Genomic DNA, 21,522 nt, shown 5'->3' on the forward strand with positions numbered 1-21,522 from the left:
CCATGGCAGCTTCTACGGCAAACAGCGCCACCGAGCGCATCGTCATCGAGAACGTCGCGGTCGCGACGGTCGACGCCCAGGACACCGAGTACGCCTCGGGCCACATCGTCGTCGCGGGCAACAGGATCGAGTCCGTCGGGGCGGGCAAGGCCCCCGAGGGTCTGGAGAACGTCGTCCGCCGCGTCGACGGCACCGGCCACCTCGCCACCCCCGGCCTGGTCAACACCCACCACCACTTCTACCAGTGGATCACCCGCGGCCTCGCCACGGACCACAACCTGTTCAACTGGCTGAAGACGCTCTACCCGACGTGGGCGCGGATCGACGAGCGGATGACGTACGCGGCGGCGCAGGGCTCCCTCGCCATGATGGTCCGCGGCGGCGTCACCACCGCCATGGACCACCACTACGTCTTCCCGCGAGGGTCGGGCGACCTGTCCGGGTCGATCATCCGCGCCGCCTCCGAGATGGGCGTCCGCTTCACCCTGGCCCGCGGCTCCATGGACCGCAGCGAGAAGGACGGCGGCCTGCCCCCGGACTTCGCCGTCGAGACCCTCGAAGGCGCACTCGCCGCGACCGAGGAGACCGTCAAGACCCACCACGACGCCTCCTTCGACGCGATGACGCAGGTGGCCGTCGCCCCCTGCTCGCCGTTCTCCGTCTCCACCGAACTCCTCAAGCAGGGCGCCGAGCTGGCGCGCCGCCTCGGCGTACGGCTGCACACGCACGGCAGTGAGACGGTCGAGGAGGAGAAGTTCTGCCACGAGCTGTTCGGCATGGGCCCGACCGACTACTTCGAGTCGACGGGCTGGCTCGGCGAGGACGTGTGGATGGCGCACAGCGTCCACATGAACGACTCCGACATCGCCGCCTTCGGCCGGACGAAGACGGGTGTCGCGCACTGCCCGTCGTCCAACGCCCGCCTCGCCGCCGGTATCGCCCGCGTCCCCGACATGCTCGCGGCCGGCGTCCCGGTCGGCCTCGGCGTCGACGGCACCGCCTCCAACGAGTCCGGCGAACTCCACACCGAACTGCGCAACGCCCTCCTCATCAACCGCCTCGGCGCCCACCGGGAGGCGGCCCTGAACGCCCGTCAGGCGCTGCGCCTCGGCACGTACGGGGGTGCGCAGGTGCTCGGCCGCGCGGACCAGATCGGTTCCCTTGAGGCCGGAAAGCTCGCCGACCTGGTCCTGTGGAAGCTGGACACCCTGGCCCACTCGTCCATCGCCGACCCGGTCACCGCGCTCGTCCTCGGCGCGGCCGCACCGGTCACCCTCTCCCTCGTCAACGGCGTACCGGTGGTGGAGAACAGCCGCCTCCTGCGCGTCGACGAGGACGCCGTCGCCCGCTCCACGCGGGACGAGGCACAGCGCCTCGCGCGGATCGCGGCGGAGGCGTAACCCGCACAACCCCCAAGACTCCGGCCGGGGAGGACGGTCCCCGGCCGGACCCGAGCAGGCTGCTCGGGTGCCGCCCCGGAACGTGGCCCAAAGCTTCACGTTCCCGGGGCGGTCAGCGGTACCTGGGCGCACGACAACCGAATAGCTGGACCTTGCACCTTGCACCACCTCCCAGAAGCGAAAAGTGCCGGCAATCCGCCGGTACTGGAAAACAACCGGAGGAGCCTCAGTGGCTACGAAGCCCAGGTTCACCAAGCAAGGCACCACCCCCGCCGAATCCGACGCGGGGCATACCAAACATCCGGTCGATGAGACGCTGCCCCCGCTGAAGATGGCGACGACGGGGTTGCAGCACGTGGCGGCGATGTACGCGGGCGTGGTCGCACCCCCGCTCATAGTCGGCGCCTACATCGGGCTCTCGGCGAAGGAACTCACCTTCCTCACCGGCGCCTGCCTCTTCACCGCCGGTCTCGCCACCTTCCTCCAGACGCTCGGCATCTGGAAGATCGGCGCCCGCCTGCCGTTCGTGAACGGTGTGACGTTCGCGGGCGTCGCCCCCATGCTCGCCGTCGTCGACTCCACGAAGGACAAGGACGACGCGCTCCCGATCATCTTCGGGGCGGTGATCGTCGCGGGTGTCCTCGGCTTCCTCGCGGCGCCCGTCTTCTGCAAGGCGATCCGCTTCTTCCCCCCGGTCGTCACCGGCACCGTCATCACGCTCATCGGCATCTCCCTGATGCCGGTCGCCTTCGGCTGGGCGCAAGGGCCCGACACCAAGGCGTCGGACTACGGCTCGATGAAGAACCTGGCCCTGGCCGGGATCACCCTCGTCATCGTGCTGCTCCTGCGCCGGTTCACGACCGGGTTCGTCAAGCAGATCGCGGTCCTCCTTGGCCTCGTCATCGGCACGGTCGTCGCCATCCCGTTCGGCGTCACGGACTTCTCGCCCATCGGGGACGCGGACATCGTCGGCTTCCCGACGCCGTTCCACTTCGGCGCCCCGCAGTTCGCGGGCGCGGCCATCGTCTCGCTCTGCGTCGTCATGGTCGTCTCCATGACCGAGTCGACCGCCGACATGCTCGCCCTCGGCGAGATCGTCGAGCGTCCGGCCGACGAGAAGACGATCGCGGCGGGCCTGCGCGCCGACACCCTCGGCTCGGCGGTCAGCCCGCTCTTCAACGGCTTCATGTGCAGCGCCTTCGCGCAGAACATCGGCCTGGTGGCGATGACGAGGATCCGCAGCCGGTTCGTGGTCGCGACCGGCGGCGCGTTCCTGGTCCTGATGGGGCTGTGCCCGGTGGCGGCCTCGCTGATCGCGGTGGTGCCGCGCCCGGTGCTCGGCGGCGCGGGCGTCGTCCTGTTCGGCTCGGTCGCGGCCAGCGGCATCCAGACCCTGGTCAAGGCCAACCTGGAGAAGGACAACAACGTCCTCATCGTCGCCGTCTCGCTCGCCGTCGGCCTCATCCCGATCGCGGCGCCGGAGTTCTACCACGCGTTCCCGGACACCGCGAAGATCATCCTGGACTCGGGGATCTCCACGGGCTGCGTCGCCGCCGTCCTGCTCAACCTGGTCTTCAACCACATCGGCCGGCGCCGCGACGCGGACGACGTCACCTCGCCGATGGAGCCGGGCGGAGCCATCGCCGAACAGCGGACGGGCGCCTCGGCGGCCGGAGTGCACTGACGCGGGGCCCGTTCGGAGGACGACCACTCCGAACGGGCCGCAAGGGGACAAGGGCCGCGTCAGCCGATGTGGTAGCTGTCCCCGTACACCTTCCAGTCAAGCGGCGGGTCCAGGTTCAGGTTGCCCTTGTTGAGGAAGACCCGCTGCGCGGTGTCGACGCGGCTGGTGTCGCTGTGCGCCTCCTCCTGCCGCATGGCCCACACCCGCGCGTCGAGGAACGCGTGCAGCCAGGCCGTCTCGGAGCCACCCTGCGCGGGCGGCTTCGCGTGGCCGAGGGCGCGCTTGCGGATGGAGCGGAAGCTCGTCGGGTCGGAGCCGTCGCCGTGCATCACGATTGCGTCGTAGTACGTGAACTGGCCGAGCGTGCCCACCTTGTCGGCCTTGCCCTGGGCGACCGCGGGGTTGAAGTAGACCCGGTCGCGCTCGTCGTTCTGCGCCTGCTGGAAGGCGGTGTCCTGCGCCGCCCTCGCCCAGTCGCGCGGGAAGTTCGGGTCGAGCCCCTCGTGCGAGTCGGTGCCGTCGACCTTGCGCAGCGCGGGCAGGTACTTGGCGAGCACGTTGCCCGGCTTGCGGGCGGTGTACAGCTCGACGAGTTCGAGCATGTCGTGGGTGCCGGAACAGAAGCCGATGATGCCCGCGGTGTAGCCGCGGCCGTCGCCGATGTCCTCGATGTACTTGTACTGCGCCTTCCAGTCGAGCGAGGAGTTCTCCGCGCTCGACACCAGCTTCATGGCGATCTCCTTCTTCGCCGGGTCGTCGAGCCCGCTCGCGGCGACGCCCACCGCCTGGGTGGCGGAGAGCAGGGGCGCCGCCACGACCGAGGCTCCCAGGAAGGTGAGAAGGGTGCGGCGGGAGGTGCGTATGTGGGGGGTGAACACGGTTCCTCCAGGAGGGAGTTCGTCGTTCCACGGTGACCGGTCGGCCCCGACGGCCGACTGTTAGGAAGGTTTCCTACCAGAGATTGCGGATGACGTATACCCGTCAAGCGCGTGATGGCCGGTTCCGCCCGTGGCCCCCGGTCAGCCCTCCCGCAGCCGGTCCCGCACCTGACCAGCGACTTTGTACGTGCTTCCGGTCGCCCGCGTCCGCAATGTGCCCGGGGTGCGGATCCACGCGTCCTCCAGCGCGAACCAGTCGATCGCGCGCGGCGCGCGCCGCTCGTCGAGCGCGGCCCGCAGCTCCGTGAAGAACGTCGCCCAGCGCTTGCGGTACAGGCCCCCGACGAGCCCCGACCACTCCCGGTTGGCGTAGTCGCGCAGCCCGGCGTCGGCGCCCGCACGCGTCCCCCAGGAGGTGACCAGCGAGAGCTGGTCGTACGCGAGCCGGTCGCGCTCCGCGTCGTCGGCGCCCCAGGCGCGCGCGTCCGCGACCCACGTCCCGAGCAGATGGCGCGCGTCGGTGGCCAGAAGCTTCTCCATGAGGTCCATCAGGGAGAGCCAGGCGCCGGTCAGCCGGGCGAGGGTGGCGGCGTCCCCGGCCTCGAACGCCTCCTTGATCCGGGGCAGCATCGCGCGACTGCGGTTCGACAGGGCCTGGCGCGCCACGTCGAGGAGATCCCTGCGGTACGCGGACGAGCGCCGCAGCGCCGGACGCACGGCCAGGAGATGCGTCAGCGCCTTCTCGAACTCGGCCGCGTCGTACCGCAGTTGCTTCGGCGACCACTTCGCCGCCGACTGCGCCGTGAGCGAGGGACGGGCCCCGAACAGACCGTCCGCGCCCTCGCCCCAGCCGTCCGCGCGCGTCGTCCCGTAGGCGGTGCGCCGCAGCACGTCCCACGCCGCGACGGCCTCGGCGTCCCGCCGCCCGTACCGCGCGACGGACCAGTCGTCGAACCACGTCTTCAGATCCAGCGGGCCCTCGCGCCATGCCAGTTCGGAGAACAGGTCGAACGCCGCCGGGTTGTTGTCGGCGGCCTCGGGGAGCAGCGCCGTGCCGCGCAGGGCGCCGCCCGGTTTCGTGCGCCACCGCTCGTACAGCTCCGCCCAGTCACGGGTGTTCGCACCGAGCGTGGTGTGACCGCCGAAGTTCCAGATCGAGCCGAACGCGTACGGGGTGCCGTCCCAGTCCGCGTCGCGGTCCGTCACCGTCGGGTAGTGGTCGCTGATGCCGTCGACCACGAGCATGCGGTCCTTGTCGACCGCGTTCACGATCTCCTTCGGTGGATTGTGGCGCCAGCCGAGGATTACCCACAGCGCCTCCGGGTGCGCCGCGCGCAGCGCCTTCTCGACGCCCCGGGCCGCGTCCGGGACCGGCACGTCACCGGGTTTGCCGCCCTCGTGCAGCAGGTCCATCTTGAACAGCTCCGCCGGGCCGAACATCTCCTGCTGCGCCCGGTAGAACGCGGCCGCCACGCGCGCGAAGTGCGGGCCGCGCGGGTCCAGCCAGTCGGGTCTGCGGTACCCGTACCAGTTGCCCTGCTCGACCACGTGCGCGCCCGCGTTGCGCTCCGCGAAGCCGGGCGGGACCGTGCCGTAGTAGCCAGGCAGGACGGGTTTCATGCCCAACTCCCGCACCCGGTCGGCGATACGGCGCCCGAGGCGGGCCCGCGCGGCGAGCAGCCGCGCCGAGACCGGGCCGCCCACGGGGCCCGCCATGTTCTGCAACAGCCACCACGGCTGGTGCGCCGGGGCGGGGATCCACTCGCGCAGCTCCCGGTCGCTGTAGCCGAACTGGCTGAGCACCCGGTGGTACAGCGCGTCCGCGCCGACGTACACCAGGACCTCGTTGAAGCCGTGGAGCGCGAGCACGTCCAGCTCGCGCTCCCAGTACGCCCAGTCGTGGTACGCGCCCGTGTACCCGTCGTTGGTGTCGTTGAGGACGAAACGGTGCGGGACGTTCGCCCGTCCGGTGAGCGGGCGCGGCGGCGCGGGCAGGTGGTCGGGCAGGTCGAGCTGCTCGCCCGCCCAGGAGACGTTGGCGTGCGCCACGTCCTTCAGGTAGCGGCGCAGCCCCGCGAGCTGGACGGCGGGAGAGGTCCCGGCGACGCTGACGTGACCGCGCCGCCCGTCCACCCGGAAGGCATCGGTGGCGCCCGGCAGCGGGTGGAAGGACACCTGGTCGGCGTGGCGGCCGAGCAACCGCCGCGCGGCGGCCGCCGCGGCCGACGGCGCGGCGGCCCCGCCCTCCTTGGCGTCGGCGGGGACACGGGAGCACGACAAGGCCGCCGAACCGGCGACAGCGAGCAAGAACGTACGACGAGCTAAGCGCATGAAGTGTGCATACCCGTTCTCGCCGGTCAGCGCATGACGCCGCGCGAACAGGGAGGGGTGGTGTGCGTGAACGGTGTGGGGCGGACGGGTGGGACCGGGCGACGGGCACGGGTGGGGTGCGCGGGCGCAACCGGGCGGCGCCGGCTCACGCGCGTCTTGGCGAGGCCAAGAGGTAGCGGCCCCCACCGCGCGTGGACGCGTGCTCGCTCACCTGCCAGCCGGCCGCTTCGAGCGCCGCTGTGCAGGCGGTGAGTCCGGACGGGGTCGGATGGCGGACGGCGACTGCCTCGGGTTGCGGTGTCTCCGTGACCCGGTAGCCGGGGTGCGTGTCGCTCGCGGGGGTGCACCCGGCCGCCTCCAGGGCGAGGGCCGCCGCGTGCGTGAGGCGGCTGCGCTCCCAGGCGCTGGGGCGGTCGGTGGTGCCGTCCGGGGAGGTCATGCGGCGTATTTCAAGGAGCCCCTGCCAGGCGGTGCGGACCTCGCGGGCGCGGGCGGGGGAGGGCGTGGCGCCGGGCTCGCCGCCGAGGCGGGCCGTGAAGACGCCGTCGGGCGCGGCCGGCTTCTCGGGCGCGGGGTCAGCGGGCTGCCGCGCGGCCTCTTGTCCGGCCTCGCGGACGCGGTGGCCCTCCGGGGTGAGGAAGTGGTCGTGCGGCGGCCTGGGGTGGCGGAAGGCCAGCTTGAGCACGACGAGCCGCGTCAGCTGGGCCGGGCTGCCGGTGATCCGGCCCGTCTCCGGGTCGGCGGCCTCGATGATGCGCCGCTGCGCGGCGGTCGGCGGTCGGGTCATGCGCACCTCCTGCCGACGATGGTGCCCGACGCCTCTGACAACGCCGCCGCGCGGCCTCAGTCGCTCGGGGGGCGCAGGTTCCAGCCGGAGACGACCGGCCGCCCGTGCTCCATGCTCAGCCGGCTGACCGTGCCGGTCGCGAGCAGGAAGTGCGAGCCGCCCGACACGGGCAGGCCGAGGCGGCGCGCGGTCAGCACGCGCAGGAAGTGACTGTGGCCGACGAGCACGACGCTGCCCTCGTTGTTGGAGAGCGCCGCGTCGACCTTGGACAGCATCCGGTCCGCGCGCGTGCCCACCTGCTCCGGGGTCTCGCCCGGGTGCTCGGGCGGCCCCGGCGGCACCCCGTCGTCGAACAGGTACCAATTGGGGCGGGTCCGCTGGATCTCCCGGGTGGTGATGCCCTCGTAGGCGCCGTAGTCCCACTCGAGGAGGTCCGGGTCGACGGTGTAGCGCTTGAGGCCGGCCAGCTCGGCGGTCTCACGGGCGCGCTGCAGGGGGCTCACGAAGACGGCCCCGATGTGGTAGCTGCAGACGAGCGGCGCGACCCTGCGGGCCTCCTCGCGGCCGTTGTCGGTGAGCGGGATGTCGGTGAGGCCGGTGTGCTGACCGGTCAGCGCCCACTCGGTCTCGCCGTGCCGGACGAGCAGCAGATCACCCAAGGTTCTTGCCTGTTCCTGCGAGGGTCGACAGTGACGGGGACATTATCGAACGAACCGTACACGGGTGCTGAACCGGGGTGCCGACGCCCTGGGGCGCGGGTGCGGGGGGCCACGGATCATGGATTGTCAGAGGTGGCCCGTAAGGTCTAGAGGTCCTGGAGTTCCCGGAAGGCGAAGCGAGCGGAGTGGAGGTGGGCGGCGTGGTGACCGTGCCGGAGTCGATCGGCGTCGCCCCCGGGGCCGCCGCGCTCTTCCTGCCCGCCGCCCTGCCGCGCGAGGGCCGGATCGCCTTCTGGTCGCCGGACGGGGCGGTCCTGCCCGGCGCCGCTGAGGAGATCACCGTCGTCCGGCCGCACGGCTCCGGGGTGCGCGGCCGCTCCGTGCCCGCGCTGGTCCTGCCCGTCGTCGAGGCGCTGCCCGCGCTCCTGCGGGCCCGCCGCACCCGGGGCGCGCACCCCGCCGCGACCGCGTGGGGCGCCGCCGCCGCGCACGCCCTGCACCTGGTGGCGCGGGGCCGCCTCCTGCCGGGCCTCACCGCCTCCGACCACGACGCCTGGCGCGCGGGCCCGCTGGACGCGGACGACGTGGCGCAGCTCCAGGGCATCGCCGCCGCCCTGCCGCCCGAGGGGTACGCCACGCCGGTGCCCGGCAGCAGGCCGGTGCGGGTGCCCGCGCCCGAGGCGCTGGTCCGCGCCTTCGTCGACGCCGTGGCCGACGCGCTGCCCCGCACCCCGGCGGCGGCGCACGCGGCGGGCGCCCCGTTCGCCGCCGTCGCCGCCCAGCACATCCCGCACGCCCGGCCCTGGGCCGTCGAGGCGGCGGCCGGGCTCGACGCCGGGGTGCGGGTGTCGCTGCGGCTCGACCTCTCCCAGGAGCTGCTGTTCGACGGCGGCGAGCAGGGGGGAAGCCCGGACGATCCCGACGACCCGGGCGCGCGCCGCGCCGGGGCCGCCGTCGTCCAGGTGCACAGCCTCGCCGACCCCACGCGCGTGGTCGACGCCGCGCACCTCTTCGCCGGTGACGCCTCCGACCACTTCGGGCCCCGCGCCCGCATCGACGCCGTTCTCGCCGTGCGCCGCGCCGTCGCCGCCTGGCCGCCGCTCGGCCGCCTCCTGGAGCAGGACGTGCCCGACGTGCTCGCCCTCGCCGAGAGCGAGCTGATCGACCTGCTGGGGCCCGGCGCGGCCCGGCTCGCCAAGGCGGGGGTCGCCGTGCACTGGCCGCGCGAGCTGGCCCGTTCGCTCACGGCGACCGCCGTCGTACGGGCGCAGGCCGCGCCCGGCTCCGCCACCGACGGCACGACGTTCTTCGACAGCGACGAACTGCTCGCCTTCAACTGGCAGCTCGCGCTCGACGGCGACCCGCTCACCGAGCGCGAGATGGACCAGCTCGCCGAGTCCCACCGCGCGGTGGTGCGCCTGCGCGACCAGTGGGTCGTCGTCGACCCCGACCTGGTGCGCAAGGCGCGCAAGCGGGAGCTGGGGCTGCTCCAGCCCGTCGACGCGCTGGCGGTCGCCCTCACCGGCGAGGCCGACGTCGACGGGGAGCGGGTCCCGGCCGTGCCCACAGGGCGCCTCGCCGAACTCCGCGACCGCCTCACCCGCGGCATCGACACCGTCGAGCAGCCCCCGGGCCTGCGCGCCACCCTCCGCGACTACCAGCTCCGCGGCCTCGCCTGGCTCGACCTCATGACCTCGCTGGGCCTCGGCGGCTGCCTCGCCGACGACATGGGCCTCGGTAAGACGGTCACCCTCATCGCCCTCCACCTGCGCCGGGACCGGCCCGCGCCGACCCTCGTCGTCTGCCCCGCCTCCCTGCTCGGCAACTGGCAGCGGGAGATCAACCGGTTCGCGCCCGGCGTCCCCGTGCGCCGCTTCCACGGCACCGAGCGCACCCTCGACGGGCCGGGCGGCGGCTTCGTCCTCACCACGTACGGGACGCTGCGCAGCCGCGCCACGGAGCTGGCCGGGCACACCTGGGGCATGGTCGTCGCCGACGAGGCGCAGCACGTGAAGAACCCGAACTCGGCCACCGCGAAGGCGCTCCGCCTCATCGACGCCCCCGCGCGCGTGGCGCTCACCGGCACCCCCGTCGAGAACAACCTCTCGGAGCTGTGGGCCCTGCTCGACTGGACCACGCCCGGACTGCTCGGCCCGCTCAAGGCGTTCCGCGCCAGGCACGCGCGCGCAGTGGAGGGCGAAGGCCCGCTGGAGAACCCCGAGGCGATCGAGCGCCTGTCCCGCCTGGTCCGCCCGTTCATCCTGCGCCGCAAGAAGTCCGACCCCGGCATCGTGCCCGAGCTGCCGCCCAAGACCGAGTCCGACCATCCGGCGCCCCTCACCAGGGAGCAGGCGTCGCTGTACGAGGCCGTGGTGCGCGAGTCCATGGCGCACATCGAGGCCGCCGAGGGCATCGGCAGGCGCGGCCTCATCATGAAGCTGCTGACCTCCTTGAAGCAGGTCTGCAACCACCCCGCGCAGTACTTGAAGGAGGGCGAGGACGGCGGCCGTGCGCGCCTCGCGGGCCGCTCGGGCAAGCTCGCGCTGCTCGACGAACTGCTCGACACGATCGTCGCCGAGGACGGATCCGTGCTGGTCTTCACGCAGTACGTGTCCATGGCGCGGCTCCTCGCCACGCACCTGGCCACCCGCGCCGTCCCCACCCAGCTGCTGCACGGCGGCACCCCGGTCGCCGAGCGCGAGCGCATGGTGGACCGCTTCCAGGCCGGCGAGGTCCCCGTCTTCCTGCTCTCCCTGAAGGCGGCGGGCACCGGGCTCAACCTCACGCGCGCGGGCCACGTCGTGCACTACGACCGCTGGTGGAACCCCGCGGTCGAGGAGCAGGCCACGGACCGCGCCTACCGCATCGGCCAGACCCAGCCCGTCCAGGTCCACCGCCTCATCACCGAGGGAACCGTCGAGGACAAGATCGCCGAGCTGCTCTCCGCCAAGCGCGCCCTGGCCGACGCGGTCCTCGGCTCCGGCGAGGCGGCCCTCACCGAGCTGACCGACCGGGAGCTGGCGGACCTGGTGTCGCTGAGGAGGGCATCGGCATGAGCCCCGTCCACGTCCCCGGCCGCGCCGGGAGCGCCGAGCAGGCCCAGGCGCGGCACACCGACACCCGCCGGACCTTCCCGCCGCTGCCGCCGCGCGCGCGGCCGGGCGGCGACGCCGCGCTCACCTGGTGGGGGAACGCGTGGGTGGACGCCCTCGAGGACACCTCGCTCGACCTGGGGCGGCTCGCGCGCGGGCGTGCCTACGCCGACCGGGGGCACGTCGACGCGATCACCGTCACGCCCGGCCGCGTCCTCGCCTACGTGCACGGCTCACGGCCCCGCCCCTACCGTGCCGAACTGCGCCTGCGCACCCTCACCGACGAGGAGTGGACCCGCTTCGCGGAGACCGCCGCCGCCCGCCCCGACCACATGGCGTCCCTGCTCGACAAGGACGTGCCGCACGCGCTCGCCGCCGCCGTCGACCTGCTGCCCGCCGTCGACGACCTGATCCCGGCCTGCACCTGCCCGGACCGCGCCGAGCCCTGCAAGCACGCGGCGGCGCTCTGCTACCAGACGGCGCGGCTCGTCGACGAGGATCCGTTCGTCCTGTTCCTGCTGCGCGGGCGCGGCGAGCAGGAGCTCCTCGCCGACCTGACGCGGCGCAATGCCGCGCACACCGCGCAGGAGCGCCGCGCCGACGCTCCACCGGCCCTGGACACGGTCCCGGCGCGGGAGGCGTTCGCGCGCGCGGAGCACCTTCCGCAGCTGCCGCCGGAGTTCCCCGCCCCGGCCCACCCCGAGCGGCCGCCGTCCTACCCGCAGGCGCCGGACGCCCCGGACCCGCTCGCCCTGGACCTCCTGGCCACGGAGGCGGGCGCCCGCGCGCACACCCTGCTGACCACCGGCGCCGACCCGCTCGCCGGGCTCACCCCCTGGCAGGACGCCGTCCGCCTGGCCGCCGCCCACCCCGGCTCGGGCCTCACGGCCGCCACGCGCGCGTTGTACGCCGCACTGTCGAGAGGCACCGGCCGCACCCCGGTCGACCTCGCCCGTGCCGTCGCCGCCTGGCGCCAGGGCGGCCTCGCGGGTCTCACCGTCCTGGAGGACGAGTGGGACCCGCCGGCGGGCCCGTTCGACCGCGCCCGCCCCGCGCTCCTCGCCCTGGACTTCCCGGAGTTCCGCCCCCGCCGCAACCACCTGTCGACGGCCGCGCTCCAACTCCGCCTCGGCCGCGACGGCTTGTGGTACGGCTACGAGTCGGACCCCGGCCGCGAGGACTGGTGGCCCAGGGGCGAGCCGTCCCCGGACCCGGTGTCGGCGCTGGACTCCCTGCTCGGCAGAGAGTGAGCGCGCGCGGCCCGGGCGTCTACTGCACGCTCGGCGCGGCGGCCGCCACGAACGCCGACAGCGCGTCCGAGCAGCGCTTGGAGCGCCGGTCGCGGTCCTCCTCGTCCACCGCCTCGTGCAGGCAGTTGGCGAACTCGAAGGCGGCGTCGGCGAGTTGCCGCAGCCGCGGCACGTCGCAGACCAGGTGGACCCGGGTCAGCGCCTGCCGCGCCGCGATCCGCGCCTCGTACGAGGCGAACCGCGCCGCCTCCGCCGCCGGCGACCCGGGCTGCTCGTGGGCGCGGAACCAGCGGTCGTTCTGACTGCGGCGGTAGTCGAGGAGGGCGCCCGCGTACGCGCTGTAACTGGCGATGCGCTCCTGGCGGAGCTGCTCGGCGCGGGCGAGTTCCGCGCCGCGCATGGTCGCCCGCGCCTGGAACCAGTGCGTGACGACGGAGCCGAGCAGGGTGCCGAGGACCGCGATCAGTGCCGCCTCCACTCACACCTCCCCGCCGCCGAGGGACATGCCCCGGCCCGCGAAGTAGTCGGCGAACCGCTCCACCGGCAGGTCGGCCGTACGCGTCGCCGCGTCCGTGCCCGACGGGTTGTGGAAGTGGAACCCGGAACCGTCCGCCGTGCGGCCCGTCACCAGGACGAGATGGCCGCCGCGCCCCGGCGCGGGCTCCTGCGGGCGGCGGATCGCGTAGTGCACGGAGGCGATGACGAGCCGCCCCGCGTCGAGCAGCGCGCCGATCCCGTCCGTCGTCAGCTCGCGGTGCACCTCCGCCCCGACGCCGTGCACCTCCCGTACGTACGTGGCGGCGGGAGCGTAGATCATGCCGTGGATCTCGCCGTCGGCGTCCACGGTGTACGCGCCGTACTTGAGGGCTCCGTCGCGGATCTCGAAGAGCGAGGGGGCTCCGGGCCCGAGCGCCATGCGCAGGCAGGTGGCTCCGCACAGGTGCCCGGACCAGCGCGCGTACTCCTCGGCCGTCGCGGCGCCGGACTCCCGCCACGCGGGGTCCCGCGCCCGGTCGAACTCACCGGCCACGATCGCCCCGACCAGGTCCGGCGAGGCGAACTGGGTGTGGCTCGGGTACGCGCACGTCGGGCAGGAAGTCACTGACGGTATCCGCTCAGGAAGCGCCCGATCCGGCTGATCGCGGCGTCGAGGTCGTCAGCGTACGGGAGGGTGAGGATGCGGAAGTGGTCGGGCCGGGGCCAGTTGAAGCCGGTGCCCTGGACCACCTGGATCTTCTCGCGCAGGAGCAGGTCGAGGACGAACTTCTCGTCGTCCACGATGGGGTGCACCTTCGGGTCGAGGCGCGGGAAGGCGTACAGGGCGCCCTTGGGCTTGACGCAGCTGACGCCGGGGATCTCGTTCAGCTTCTCCCACGCCTTGTCGCGCTGCTCGTGCAACCGGCCGCCCGGCGCGACGAGTTCGCGGATCGACTGGCGGCCGCCGAGCGCGGCCTGGATGGCGTACTGGGCGGGCGCGTTCGGGCACAGCCGCATGGAGGCGAGCATCGTCAGGCCCTCCAGGTAGTTCTTGGCGTGTTGTTGCGGGCCCGTGACGACCAGCCAGCCCGAGCGGAAGCCCGCGACGCGATAGGTCTTGGACAGGCCGCAGAAGGTGAGGACGACGAGGTCGGGGGCGAGGGCGGCGGCGCTGTGGTGCACCGCGTCGTCGTAGAGGATCTGGTCGTAGATCTCGTCGGCGAACACCATCAGGCCGTGGCGGCGGGCGAGGTCGAGGATGGACTCGACGATCTCCTTCGGGTAGACGGCGCCGGTCGGATTGTTGGGGTTGATGATGACGACGGCCTTGGTGCGGTCCGTGATCTTCGCCGCCATGTCGTCCAGGTCCGGGTACCAGTCCGCCTGCTCGTCGCAGAGGTAGTGCACGGCCTTGCCGCCGGAGAGCGTCGTGACGGCCGTCCAGAGCGGGAAGTCGGGCGCGGGGATGAGGACTTCGTCGCCGTCCTCCAGGAGCGCCTGCACCGCCATCGTCACCAGCTCGGAGACGCCGTTGCCGAGGAAGACGTCGTCCACGTCCACGTCCAGGCCGAGGCTCTGGTAGCGCTGGGCGACCGCGCGGCGGGCGGAGAGGATGCCGCGCGAGTCGCTGTAGCCGTGGGCCTGCGGGAGCATCCGGATCATGTCCTGGACGATCTCCTCCGGCGCCTCGAAGCCGAAAAGGGCCGGGTTGCCCGTGTTCAGACGCAGGACGCTGTGGCCCGCCTCCTCAAGCGCGTTCGCGTGCTCGATCACCGGGCCGCGGATCTCGTAGCAGACCTCGCTCAGCTTGCTCGACTGCCGGAACTCCATGCGCGTGCCCTCCAGGCGGACCGGGTGATCCTCGTTGCTGGTTGCGTTACTTGGTTTTACCAAGTGGCCGCTTGGAAAGTCCAACGAGTTGCATAGACTGCGAGGTATGCCACGCCGAAGCTACGACCAGTACTGCGCCGCCGCCCGCGCCCTCGACGTCGTCGGGGACCGCTGGACGCTCCTGATCGTCCGTGAACTCCTCGCCGGGCCGCGCCGCTACACCGACCTCCACGCCGACCTGCCCGGGGTCAGCACGGACATGCTGGCCGCGCGGTTGCGGGAGATGGAGCGGGACGGGATCGCGGCGCGGCGGAAGCTGGGGCCGCCGGCGCCGTCCGTGTACGTGTATGAACTCACCCCGCGCGGACGGGCGTTGCTGCCTGTTCTTCAGGCGCTCGGGGAGTGGGGGGCGCCGTTGCTCGGGGAGCGGCGGGCGACGGACGCGGTGCGGGCGCATTGGCTGGCCCTGCCTGTGCTGCGCGAGCTGGCCGGTCTTGGTGAACCCGGGGTTGTGCAAGTGCGGGTGGAGGAAGGGGAGTTCTGGGTGCGGGTGGGGGAGGGGGCGGGGTACGGGGATGGGTCGTTCGAGGGTGGGGAGGTGGATGTGCGGGTGGTGCTTGACGCGGAGGTCGCCGGGGGCGTTGCGCGCGGGGAGATGGGGCTGGTCGAGGGGGTTGCGCGGGGGCGGGTCGAGGTGGCCGGGGTGGGGCGGCTGGCCGCGGCGCTGTGTGGAGGCGTTTCGAGCTCCTCCGGCGATTGAGGAGCGGGGGCGGGCCGGAGCCCCTGGGGTTCGCGCCGTAGGGACTGATGAGTTTGATCGCAGGGTGCGCCAGCGTCGTGGTTAAGCGCGCAGTTCCCCGCGCGCCTGAGGGGGCAGTGTCGTGATTCGGGTGCGCCAGCGTCGTGGTTGAGCGCGCAGTTCCCCGCGCCCCCGAGGGGGTTGATGTCGCGGTTCGGGTGCGGCGTCGTGGTGGCTGGGCGCGCAGTTCCTCGCGCCCCTGGGGGGTGGTGTCGCGGTTCGGGTGCGGCGTCGTGGTGGCTGGGCGCGCAGTTCCTCGCGCCCCTGGGGGGGTGGTGTCGCGGTTCGGGTGCGGCGTCGTGGTGGCTGGGCGCGCCGTTCCTCGCGCCCCTGGGGGGGGGTGGTGTCGCGGTTCGGGTGCGCCGTCGTGGTGGCTGGGCGCGCCGTTCCTCGCGCCCCTGGTGGGGGGTGTCGCAGTTCGGGTGCGCCGTCGTCGTGGCTGGTCGCGTAGGTCCCCGCGCCCCTGGCAGGACGGGGCGCACCCGGTGCTGCTACAGCGTGGGCGGGGCCCCTGGCGGGCGGCCCGAGCCGCGGGTCAGGGCGTAACCGCCGATACCCGCCAGCGCCGCGAGCACCGCGCCCAGCGCCGTCCAGAGCCAACGACTGGTCCACCAGCCGGAGGCCCAGTCGTGGTCGTCCGTCGTGCCGGCCGTGCCGGGGACCAGGGGCGCCGACAGGGAACCGTCGACTGCCGTCGCGCCGCCCATGTTCTTCGAGGTCGCCTCGACCGATGTCGAGACGGGGAGGCCGAGGTCCGCGTCGGCCAGGTCCGTGACCGTCAGGCGTACGTAGTACGTGCCGGGCAGCGGGTCGTTGGCCCACGGCTCCGACCAGGCCCGCACCGTACGCAGCGTGCAGGCCAGCTCGACGCGGGCCGCGTCCGCCGCGACGGCCCGCGCCTGTGCGCCGTACGCGCACGACTGGCGGCGGCGCAGCCCGTCGTACACGTCGATGCGCCACGTCTGCGCGCCGTGCCGGGCCTGCGCCTCGGGCAGGTCGACCGTGGCCTTCACCGTCGGGCGTTCGCCCTGGTCGGCGGGGAAGGACCAGTACAGGTAGTCGCCGGTGGAGGCGTTCGCCGTCGCTTTCTGGTCCTGCTCGACGGCGGTGGCGGTACGGAAGGACGTGCCCGCCTCGGTGGGCGCCTTCTTCGTCCCGTTGTCGTCGTCACCGTCGGCGACGGCGGGCCCGGCGAACGCCGTCAGCGCCGTCAGGGCCAGTGCCACGCCCGCGAAGAACCGTCGTGTACGTCGCATCAGTTGGTCCTCCAGACGGCGATGCGCCAGCGCGAGATCCAGCCCCACAGCACACCCGCGAGGAAGCCCACCACGACGAGCGCGACGAGGAACCACCAGCCGTGGCCCAGGCCGAACGCCGCCACGTCGGACGCCTCGTCCGGGCCGTCCACCACGTCGACGGTCAGCTCGACCGGCAGACCCGGGGTCGTCTTCACGGACGCGGGCGCGGAGTACGAGTTCGAGACCTGGAGGCAGACGGTCTCCGGGCCGGCCTCCTCGCGGTCCGCCTTCGGGTAGCGCAGGCCTGTCGAGATCACGTCGGTGCGTCCGTCGCCGGACTCCTGGCCCCGTACGATCTCCCGGCCGTGCGTCGTGACGGCGCGGAGCAGCACGCCGTAGTCGCGGTTGACGGCGCGGTCGGCCGCGACGCTCACCGAGGCGCGCAGCTCCTTGCCGGGCTCGACGTCCACCCGGTAGTAGCGGTGCTCGCCGAACTTCTCGCGGTCCGTGTAGAGACCGGGCTTGAGCTGCGGCGCGCTCGCGCACTGCGCGGCGCCGTCCACGGCGACCGGCGTGACCACGGGGTCGGCCGCGCGGTCCACCAACTGGCCGACGCGGTCCGTCAGTTCGTCCTTGTGCCGGACGGAGGTGTACGTGCCACCGGTCGCGTCGGCGATGCAGGAGAGCTGCGCGCGGGTCTTCGCGTCGGCGACCAGGCCGAGCGTGTCGATGGTGAGGCCGATGCCCTTCGCGGCGATCTCGCGGGCCACCTCGCACGGGTCGAGGGGCTGGCAGGTGTCCTCGCCGTCGCTGATGAGGACGATGCGGCGGGTGCCGCCCGCCTCGCCCTTGTCCAGGTCGCCGGCGGCCTTCAGGAGCGCCGGGCCGATCGGCGTCCAGCCGGTGGGCCGCAGGGTCGCGACGGCCGTCTTCGCCTCGGTGCGGTCCAGCGGGCCGACCGGGTAGAGCTGGGCGGTGTCCTTGCAGCCCGTCCTGCGGTTCTCGCCCGGGTAGTTGGCGCCGAGCGTGCGTATGCCGAGCTGGACCTCCTCGGGGGTGGCGTCGAGGACCTCGTTGAACGCCTGCTTCGCCGCGGCCATCCGGGAGTCGCCGTCGATGTCCCGGGCGCGCATGGATCCGCTGACGTCCAGGACGAGTTCGACCTTGGGGGCGGGCTTGTCCGCCACGGGCTCGTCGGCGGCGGCCGCGCTGCCGACGGGGCCGAGGCCGCCCAGGGCCAGCGCGGCGAGCAAGGCGCCCGCGCCCGCCGCCAGCCGTTGTCTAGTGATCATCGGCGGATCCTATGGATCAAGGTGGGGCCATGCCAAAACGAGGAGGCCGGGACCAAGGGGGTGATCCCCTTCCCGGTGCGGCCCGAGGTGCCCGTATAGCCTGGCGGGGTGCTCAGAGAAGTCACCGCCACGCGCTATGTGAACCCGCTGCACACCGGAGGCTCCGTGCCCGGTGTGGTGGAGGCCGACGACCTGGGCACGTACGTCCTGAAGTTCACCGGGTCCGCGCAGGGCGTGAAGGCGCTCGTCGCCGAGATCGTCGTCGGGGAGCTGGCGCGCCGCCTCGGCCTTCGCTTCCCCGAACTGGTGCTCGCCCACTTCGACCCCGCCGTCGCCGTCGACGAACCGCACCAGGAGGTGCAGGACCTGCTGCGGGCCAGCGCGGGGCTCAACCTCGGGATGGACTTCCTGCCCGGCGCGGCGGACTTCACCCCGGACGTCGCCGAGGTGTTCCCGGTCGACCCGCTGGAGGCCGGGCGGATCGTCTGGCTCGACGCGCTCACCGTGAACGTCGACCGGACGGTCCACAGCTCCAATCTGATGGTGTGGCCGACGTTCGGGACGGCGCCGCCCCGGCTCTGGCTCATCGACCACGGCGCGGCGCTCGTCTTCCACCACCGCTGGGACGGGGCCGACCCCGGGAAGGCGTACGACTTTCGGCACCACGCGCTCGGCGGGTACGGGCCCGACACGCGCGCCGCCGACGCGGAGCTGGGCCCCAGGGTGACGGAGGAGTTGCTGCGGGAGGTGCTCGCGCTGGTGCCGGACGCCTGGCTCACGGATTTCGCCGCGCCGGGGGAGGCGCGGGACGCGTACGTGGGGTATCTGCTGGCCCGCGCGCGTGCCTCTGCGGCTTGGCTGCCGACGGACTTCCCGTCCCGGGACGAGCTGGCGGCGGCGGATGCGCGGCGCGCGGCTTTGATGGAGAAGGGGCGGCCGGCGTGGTTGAAGCGGGTGCCCGATCTGCACGGAAAGCCTCCGGCGGAGCAGGACTGGTCCGTCCACCTGGGCTGACCTGGCCTTCTGCGGCTTGCGTCGCGGCTGGTCGCGCAGTTCCCCGCGCCCCTGGAGGCATGCGGCTACGCCGCGCCTCCCCCGATGACGTGCCCCGCACACGGACGTGCCCCTGAGATGGCGCACGGAGTGCGCATCTCAGGGGCACGGGGAACTGCGCGACCAGCCCCCACCGGCCCGCAGGCGAGGGTCAGCCCAGCTGTTCGTAGGCCGGGAGCGTCAGGAAGTCCGCGTAGTCCGCGTCCAGGGAGACCTGGAGCAGGAGGTCATGGGCCTGCTGCCACTTGCCGGCCGCGAAGGCCTCCTCCCCGATCTCCGCGCGGATCGCGCCCAGCTCCCGCGCGGCGACCTCACGAGCCAGCTCCGCGGTGGCCCGGCGACCGTCGTCGAAGACGACCCCCGCGTTGATCCACTGCCAGATCTGCGACCGCGAGATCTCCGCCGTGGCCGCGTCCTCCATTAGGTTGAAGATGGCGACGGCGCCGAGCCCGCGCAGCCACGCCTCGATGTACCGGATGCCGACCTGCACCGCGTTGACGAGACCGTCGTACGTGGGCTTCGCGTCGAGGGAGTCGATGGCGATGAGGTCACCGGCGGCGACGGACACGTCCTCGCGGAGCCGGTCCTTCTGGTTCGGCTTGTCGCCGAGGACCTTGTCGAAGGACTCCATGGCGATCGGGACCAGGTCCGGGTGCGCGACCCAGGAGCCGTCGAAGCCGTCGCCCGCCTCGCGGTCCTTGTCGGCGCGGACCTTCTCGAACGCGACCTTGTTGACCTCGGCGTCCTTGCGGGACGGGATGAAGGCCGCCATGCCGCCGATGGCGTGCGCGCCGCGCTTGTGGCAGGTGCGGACGAGGAGTTCGGTGTACGCCCGCATGAACGGGGCGGTCATCGTCACGAGGTTGCGGTCCGGCAGGACGAACTTCTGGCCGCCGTCGCGGAAGTTCTTGACGATGGAGAAGAGGTAGTCCCAGCGCCCGGCGTTCAGCCCGCTGGCGTGGTCGCGCAGCTCGTAGAGGATCTCCTCCATCTCGTACGCGGCGGTGATCGTCTCGATGAGGACGGTGGCGCGGACGGTGCCCTGCGGGATGCCGACGTAGTCCTGGGCGAAGACGAAGATGTCGTTCCAGAGGCGGGCCTCCAGGTACGACTCCGTCTTCGGGAGGTAGAAGTACGGGCCCTTGCCCAGCTCGATGAGGCGCTTGGCGTTGTGGAAGAAGTAGAGGCCGAAGTCGACGAGGGCGCCGGGGACGGCCTTGCCGTCGGCGTCGACGAGGTGACGCTCGTTCAGATGCCAGCCGCGCGGGCGCATGACGACCGTCGCCAGCTCCTCGGCGGGCCTGAGCGCGTACGACTTGCCCGTGCGCTCGTCGGTGAAGTCGATGGTGCGGGTGTAGGCGGCGGTGAGGTTGAGCTGGCCGCCGATCACGTTCTCCCAGGTCGGGGCCGACGCGTCCTCGAAGTCGGCGAGCCAGACCTTCGCGCCGGAGTTCAGCGCGTTGATCGTCATCTTGCGGTCGGTGGGGCCGGTGATCTCGACGCGGCGGTCGTTCAGCGCGGCCGGGGCGGGGGCCACCTTCCAGGAGTCGTCCGCGCGGATCGCGGCGGTCTCCGGGCGGAAGTCGAGCGTGGAGGTGCGGGCGATCTCGGCGCGGCGCTCGGCGCGGCGGGCGAGGAGCTCGTCACGCCGGGGCGTGAACAGCCGGTGCAGCTCGCCCAGGAAGGCGAGGGCCGCGTCGGTGAGGACCTCGTCCTGCCGGGGCAGGGGCGCGGCGTCGACGATGGCCAGCGGGGACGGCGCTGGTGCGGACATGAGGCTGTCACTTCCTTCAGCGAGCGGCGGCGCGCGGCGGCACGGAGTGCCGGGGCGCCTGGATACGGCTGCTGGCCCCGGTTCCCGGGGTCCGGCCCTTCTCGTCAGTGGATATTAGTTTCCTTATCGTGGAAGTTCAATGGTTTGTTGACGTCGAGATTCTCCGGATCGACAGAACGTGGCGCTCGGTGCCAGCCCCTTCACTCCAGGTGGCGGAGGTCGGCCGGGGTGTCGATGTCGTACGCCTCGGCCGCGTCCCCGCACTCGATGAGCCGGATGTCCGCCGCGTGCTCCTTGAGATAGGCGCGCGCCCCGCGGTCCCCGTGCGCGCTCGCCGCGATGCCCGCCCAGTGGTCGCGGCCGAAGAGGACCGGATGCCCGCGCTCCCCGTCGTACGCGGCCGCCGCGAGGCTTGCGGGGGAGTGGTACGCCGCCCGGACGCGGGCCACTGCGGCGGCGCCGATGCCCGGCTGGTCCACGAGCAGGACGAGCGCGGCGGAACTGCCGGCGTCCTTCAGGGAGTCGAGGCCCGCCCGCAGTGACGATCCCATGCCCTCCTCCCACGCCGGGTTGTCCACGAGCACGCACCCGTCGAGGCGGGCACGCGCGCGTACGTCGTCGGCCGCCGCTCCGAGTACCACGTGCACGGGCCCGCATCCGCCCTCGCGCAGCATCCGCACCGCGTGCTCCACGAGCGGTCGCCCCTGGTGGGTAAGGAGCGCCTTGGCGCGCCCACCAAGCCGCCGCCCACCTCCGGCGGCGAGCAACAGCCCCGCCACCTGATTGGTTCCTGTGTTGGTCATGCCCCCTGCATACCGCAGGTCGGCACCGCGTTCCGAGAGCGTCTGCCGGGTTCGGTCGTCGTGCGTGTGCGGCGTACGTGGTGGCTGGTCGCGCAGTTCCCCGCGCCCCTCAGGGGCGCGCCTCTCCGTGCCGGTGGGGGGGTTATGAACGATTAGGGGCCCCCCGGGGCCCCCC

Annotated in this window: 17 protein-coding genes; 6 read left to right on the plus strand and 11 right to left on the minus strand. The window is 73.0% G+C overall.

The features are described 5' to 3' along the window. Window positions 1–2 precede the first annotated feature (2 nt). A complete protein-coding gene (locus ABZ877_RS17855) occupies window positions 3–1,400 on the plus strand; it encodes an 8-oxoguanine deaminase (protein ID WP_361071536.1) in 1,398 nt (465 codons plus the stop codon). Between the two features lie 331 nt (window positions 1,401–1,731). Beyond that, window positions 1,732–3,084 (plus strand): nucleobase:cation symporter-2 family protein, encoded by a 1,353-nt coding sequence (locus ABZ877_RS17860; RefSeq protein WP_361071604.1) that lies wholly within the window; start codon window positions 1,732–1,734, stop codon window positions 3,082–3,084. Between the two features lie 59 nt (window positions 3,085–3,143). On the opposite strand, the gene ABZ877_RS17865 is transcribed toward ABZ877_RS17860, so the two are convergent. The 4 genes from ABZ877_RS17865 to ABZ877_RS17880 form a co-directional block, all read right to left on the minus strand. Beyond that, window positions 3,144–3,962, minus strand: coding sequence for a chitosanase (locus ABZ877_RS17865; protein ID WP_361071540.1), 819 nt, complete (start codon window positions 3,960–3,962; stop codon window positions 3,144–3,146). Between the two features lie 141 nt (window positions 3,963–4,103). Then, window positions 4,104–6,293: an alpha-N-acetylglucosaminidase gene (locus tag ABZ877_RS17870; RefSeq protein ID WP_361071543.1), complete on the minus strand. Its 2,190-nt coding sequence runs from the start codon at window positions 6,291–6,293 to the stop codon at window positions 4,104–4,106. 145 nt (window positions 6,294–6,438) lie between these two features. Beyond that, window positions 6,439–7,080: a hypothetical protein gene (locus ABZ877_RS17875; RefSeq protein ID WP_361071546.1), complete on the minus strand. Its 642-nt coding sequence runs from the start codon at window positions 7,078–7,080 to the stop codon at window positions 6,439–6,441. A gap of 56 nt (window positions 7,081–7,136) precedes the next feature. Continuing rightward, window positions 7,137–7,739 (minus strand): histidine phosphatase family protein, encoded by a 603-nt coding sequence (locus tag ABZ877_RS17880; RefSeq protein WP_361071549.1) that lies wholly within the window; start codon window positions 7,737–7,739, stop codon window positions 7,137–7,139. Window positions 7,740–7,939: 200 nt separating this feature from the next. Here ABZ877_RS17880 and ABZ877_RS17885 point away from each other — a divergent pair, with 200 nt between their 5' ends. Together ABZ877_RS17885 and ABZ877_RS17890 are read left to right on the plus strand one after the other, a co-directional pair. Beyond that, on the plus strand, window positions 7,940–10,795 hold the full coding sequence (locus tag ABZ877_RS17885) for a DEAD/DEAH box helicase (RefSeq protein WP_361071552.1): 2,856 nt from the start codon (window positions 7,940–7,942) through the stop codon (window positions 10,793–10,795). After that, window positions 10,792–12,081, plus strand: coding sequence for an SWIM zinc finger family protein (locus tag ABZ877_RS17890; protein ID WP_361071555.1), 1,290 nt, complete (start codon window positions 10,792–10,794; stop codon window positions 12,079–12,081). Before ABZ877_RS17885 ends, ABZ877_RS17890 begins: the two co-directional genes overlap by 4 nt. 19 nt (window positions 12,082–12,100) lie before the next feature. Here ABZ877_RS17890 and ABZ877_RS17895 read toward each other — a convergent pair whose 3' ends face one another. The 3 genes from ABZ877_RS17895 to ABZ877_RS17905 are packed head-to-tail and all read right to left on the minus strand — an operon-like array spanning window position 12,101 to window position 14,388. Then, window positions 12,101–12,559, minus strand: a complete 459-nt coding sequence (locus ABZ877_RS17895) for a hypothetical protein (protein ID WP_361071558.1) — start codon at window positions 12,557–12,559, stop codon at window positions 12,101–12,103. Beyond that, window positions 12,560–13,183: a peptidase gene (locus ABZ877_RS17900; RefSeq protein WP_361071561.1), complete on the minus strand. Its 624-nt coding sequence runs from the start codon at window positions 13,181–13,183 to the stop codon at window positions 12,560–12,562. Then, window positions 13,180–14,388, minus strand: a complete 1,209-nt coding sequence (locus ABZ877_RS17905) for a pyridoxal phosphate-dependent aminotransferase (RefSeq protein ID WP_361071564.1) — start codon at window positions 14,386–14,388, stop codon at window positions 13,180–13,182. The genes ABZ877_RS17900 and ABZ877_RS17905 overlap by 4 nt, the downstream gene beginning before the upstream one ends. Before the next feature lie 106 nt (window positions 14,389–14,494). Here ABZ877_RS17905 and ABZ877_RS17910 point away from each other — a divergent pair, with 106 nt between their 5' ends. After that, window positions 14,495–15,148: a helix-turn-helix domain-containing protein gene (locus tag ABZ877_RS17910; protein WP_361071567.1), complete on the plus strand. Its 654-nt coding sequence runs from the start codon at window positions 14,495–14,497 to the stop codon at window positions 15,146–15,148. Between the two features lie 530 nt (window positions 15,149–15,678). Here ABZ877_RS17910 and ABZ877_RS17915 read toward each other — a convergent pair. Together ABZ877_RS17915 and ABZ877_RS17920 are read right to left on the minus strand one after the other, a co-directional pair. After that, window positions 15,679–16,443, minus strand: coding sequence for a hypothetical protein (locus ABZ877_RS17915; protein ID WP_361071570.1), 765 nt, complete (start codon window positions 16,441–16,443; stop codon window positions 15,679–15,681). Continuing rightward, window positions 16,443–17,717, minus strand: coding sequence for a VWA domain-containing protein (locus ABZ877_RS17920; RefSeq protein WP_361071573.1), 1,275 nt, complete (start codon window positions 17,715–17,717; stop codon window positions 16,443–16,445). Before ABZ877_RS17920 ends, ABZ877_RS17915 begins: the two co-directional genes overlap by 1 nt. Before the next feature lie 108 nt (window positions 17,718–17,825). Here ABZ877_RS17920 and ABZ877_RS17925 point away from each other — a divergent pair, with 108 nt between their 5' ends. Then, a complete protein-coding gene (locus ABZ877_RS17925; RefSeq protein WP_361071576.1) occupies window positions 17,826–18,731 on the plus strand; it encodes a HipA family kinase in 906 nt (301 codons plus the stop codon). 190 nt (window positions 18,732–18,921) lie between these two features. On the opposite strand, the gene aceB is transcribed toward ABZ877_RS17925, so the two are convergent. Together aceB and ABZ877_RS17935 are read right to left on the minus strand one after the other, a co-directional pair. Beyond that, the gene (aceB, locus tag ABZ877_RS17930) at window positions 18,922–20,544 is read right to left on the minus strand and encodes a malate synthase A (RefSeq protein WP_361071579.1); all 1,623 of its coding nucleotides are present in this window, start codon (window positions 20,542–20,544) and stop codon (window positions 18,922–18,924) included. Between the two features lie 200 nt (window positions 20,545–20,744). Continuing rightward, window positions 20,745–21,347, minus strand: coding sequence for a nucleotidyltransferase family protein (locus tag ABZ877_RS17935; RefSeq protein ID WP_361071582.1), 603 nt, complete (start codon window positions 21,345–21,347; stop codon window positions 20,745–20,747). Window positions 21,348–21,522: the final 175 nt, after the last annotated feature.

It is taken from the genome of Streptomyces sp. NPDC046939, assembly GCF_040644575.1.
Classification (GTDB): Bacteria; Actinomycetota; Actinomycetes; order Streptomycetales; family Streptomycetaceae; genus Streptomyces.

Coding starts and splice junctions, on each gene's coding strand:
- ABZ877_RS17855 (WP_361071536.1), top strand. CDS start 3: ATGGCAGCTTCTACGGCAAACAGCGCCACCGAGCGCATCGTCATCGAG.
- ABZ877_RS17860 (WP_361071604.1), top strand. CDS start 1,732: ATGGCGACGACGGGGTTGCAGCACGTGGCGGCGATGTACGCGGGCGTG.
- ABZ877_RS17870 (WP_361071543.1), bottom strand. CDS start 6,293: ATGCGCTTAGCTCGTCGTACGTTCTTGCTCGCTGTCGCCGGTTCGGCG.
- ABZ877_RS17875 (WP_361071546.1), bottom strand. CDS start 7,080: ATGACCCGACCGCCGACCGCCGCGCAGCGGCGCATCATCGAGGCCGCC.
- ABZ877_RS17890 (WP_361071555.1), top strand. CDS start 10,792: ATGAGCCCCGTCCACGTCCCCGGCCGCGCCGGGAGCGCCGAGCAGGCC.
- ABZ877_RS17905 (WP_361071564.1), bottom strand. CDS start 14,388: ATGGAGTTCCGGCAGTCGAGCAAGCTGAGCGAGGTCTGCTACGAGATC.
- ABZ877_RS17910 (WP_361071567.1), top strand. CDS start 14,495: ATGCCACGCCGAAGCTACGACCAGTACTGCGCCGCCGCCCGCGCCCTC.
- ABZ877_RS17915 (WP_361071570.1), bottom strand. CDS start 16,443: ATGCGACGTACACGACGGTTCTTCGCGGGCGTGGCACTGGCCCTGACG.
- ABZ877_RS17920 (WP_361071573.1), bottom strand. CDS start 17,717: ATGATCACTAGACAACGGCTGGCGGCGGGCGCGGGCGCCTTGCTCGCC.
- aceB (WP_361071579.1), bottom strand. CDS start 20,544: ATGTCCGCACCAGCGCCGTCCCCGCTGGCCATCGTCGACGCCGCGCCC.
- ABZ877_RS17935 (WP_361071582.1), bottom strand. CDS start 21,347: ATGACCAACACAGGAACCAATCAGGTGGCGGGGCTGTTGCTCGCCGCC.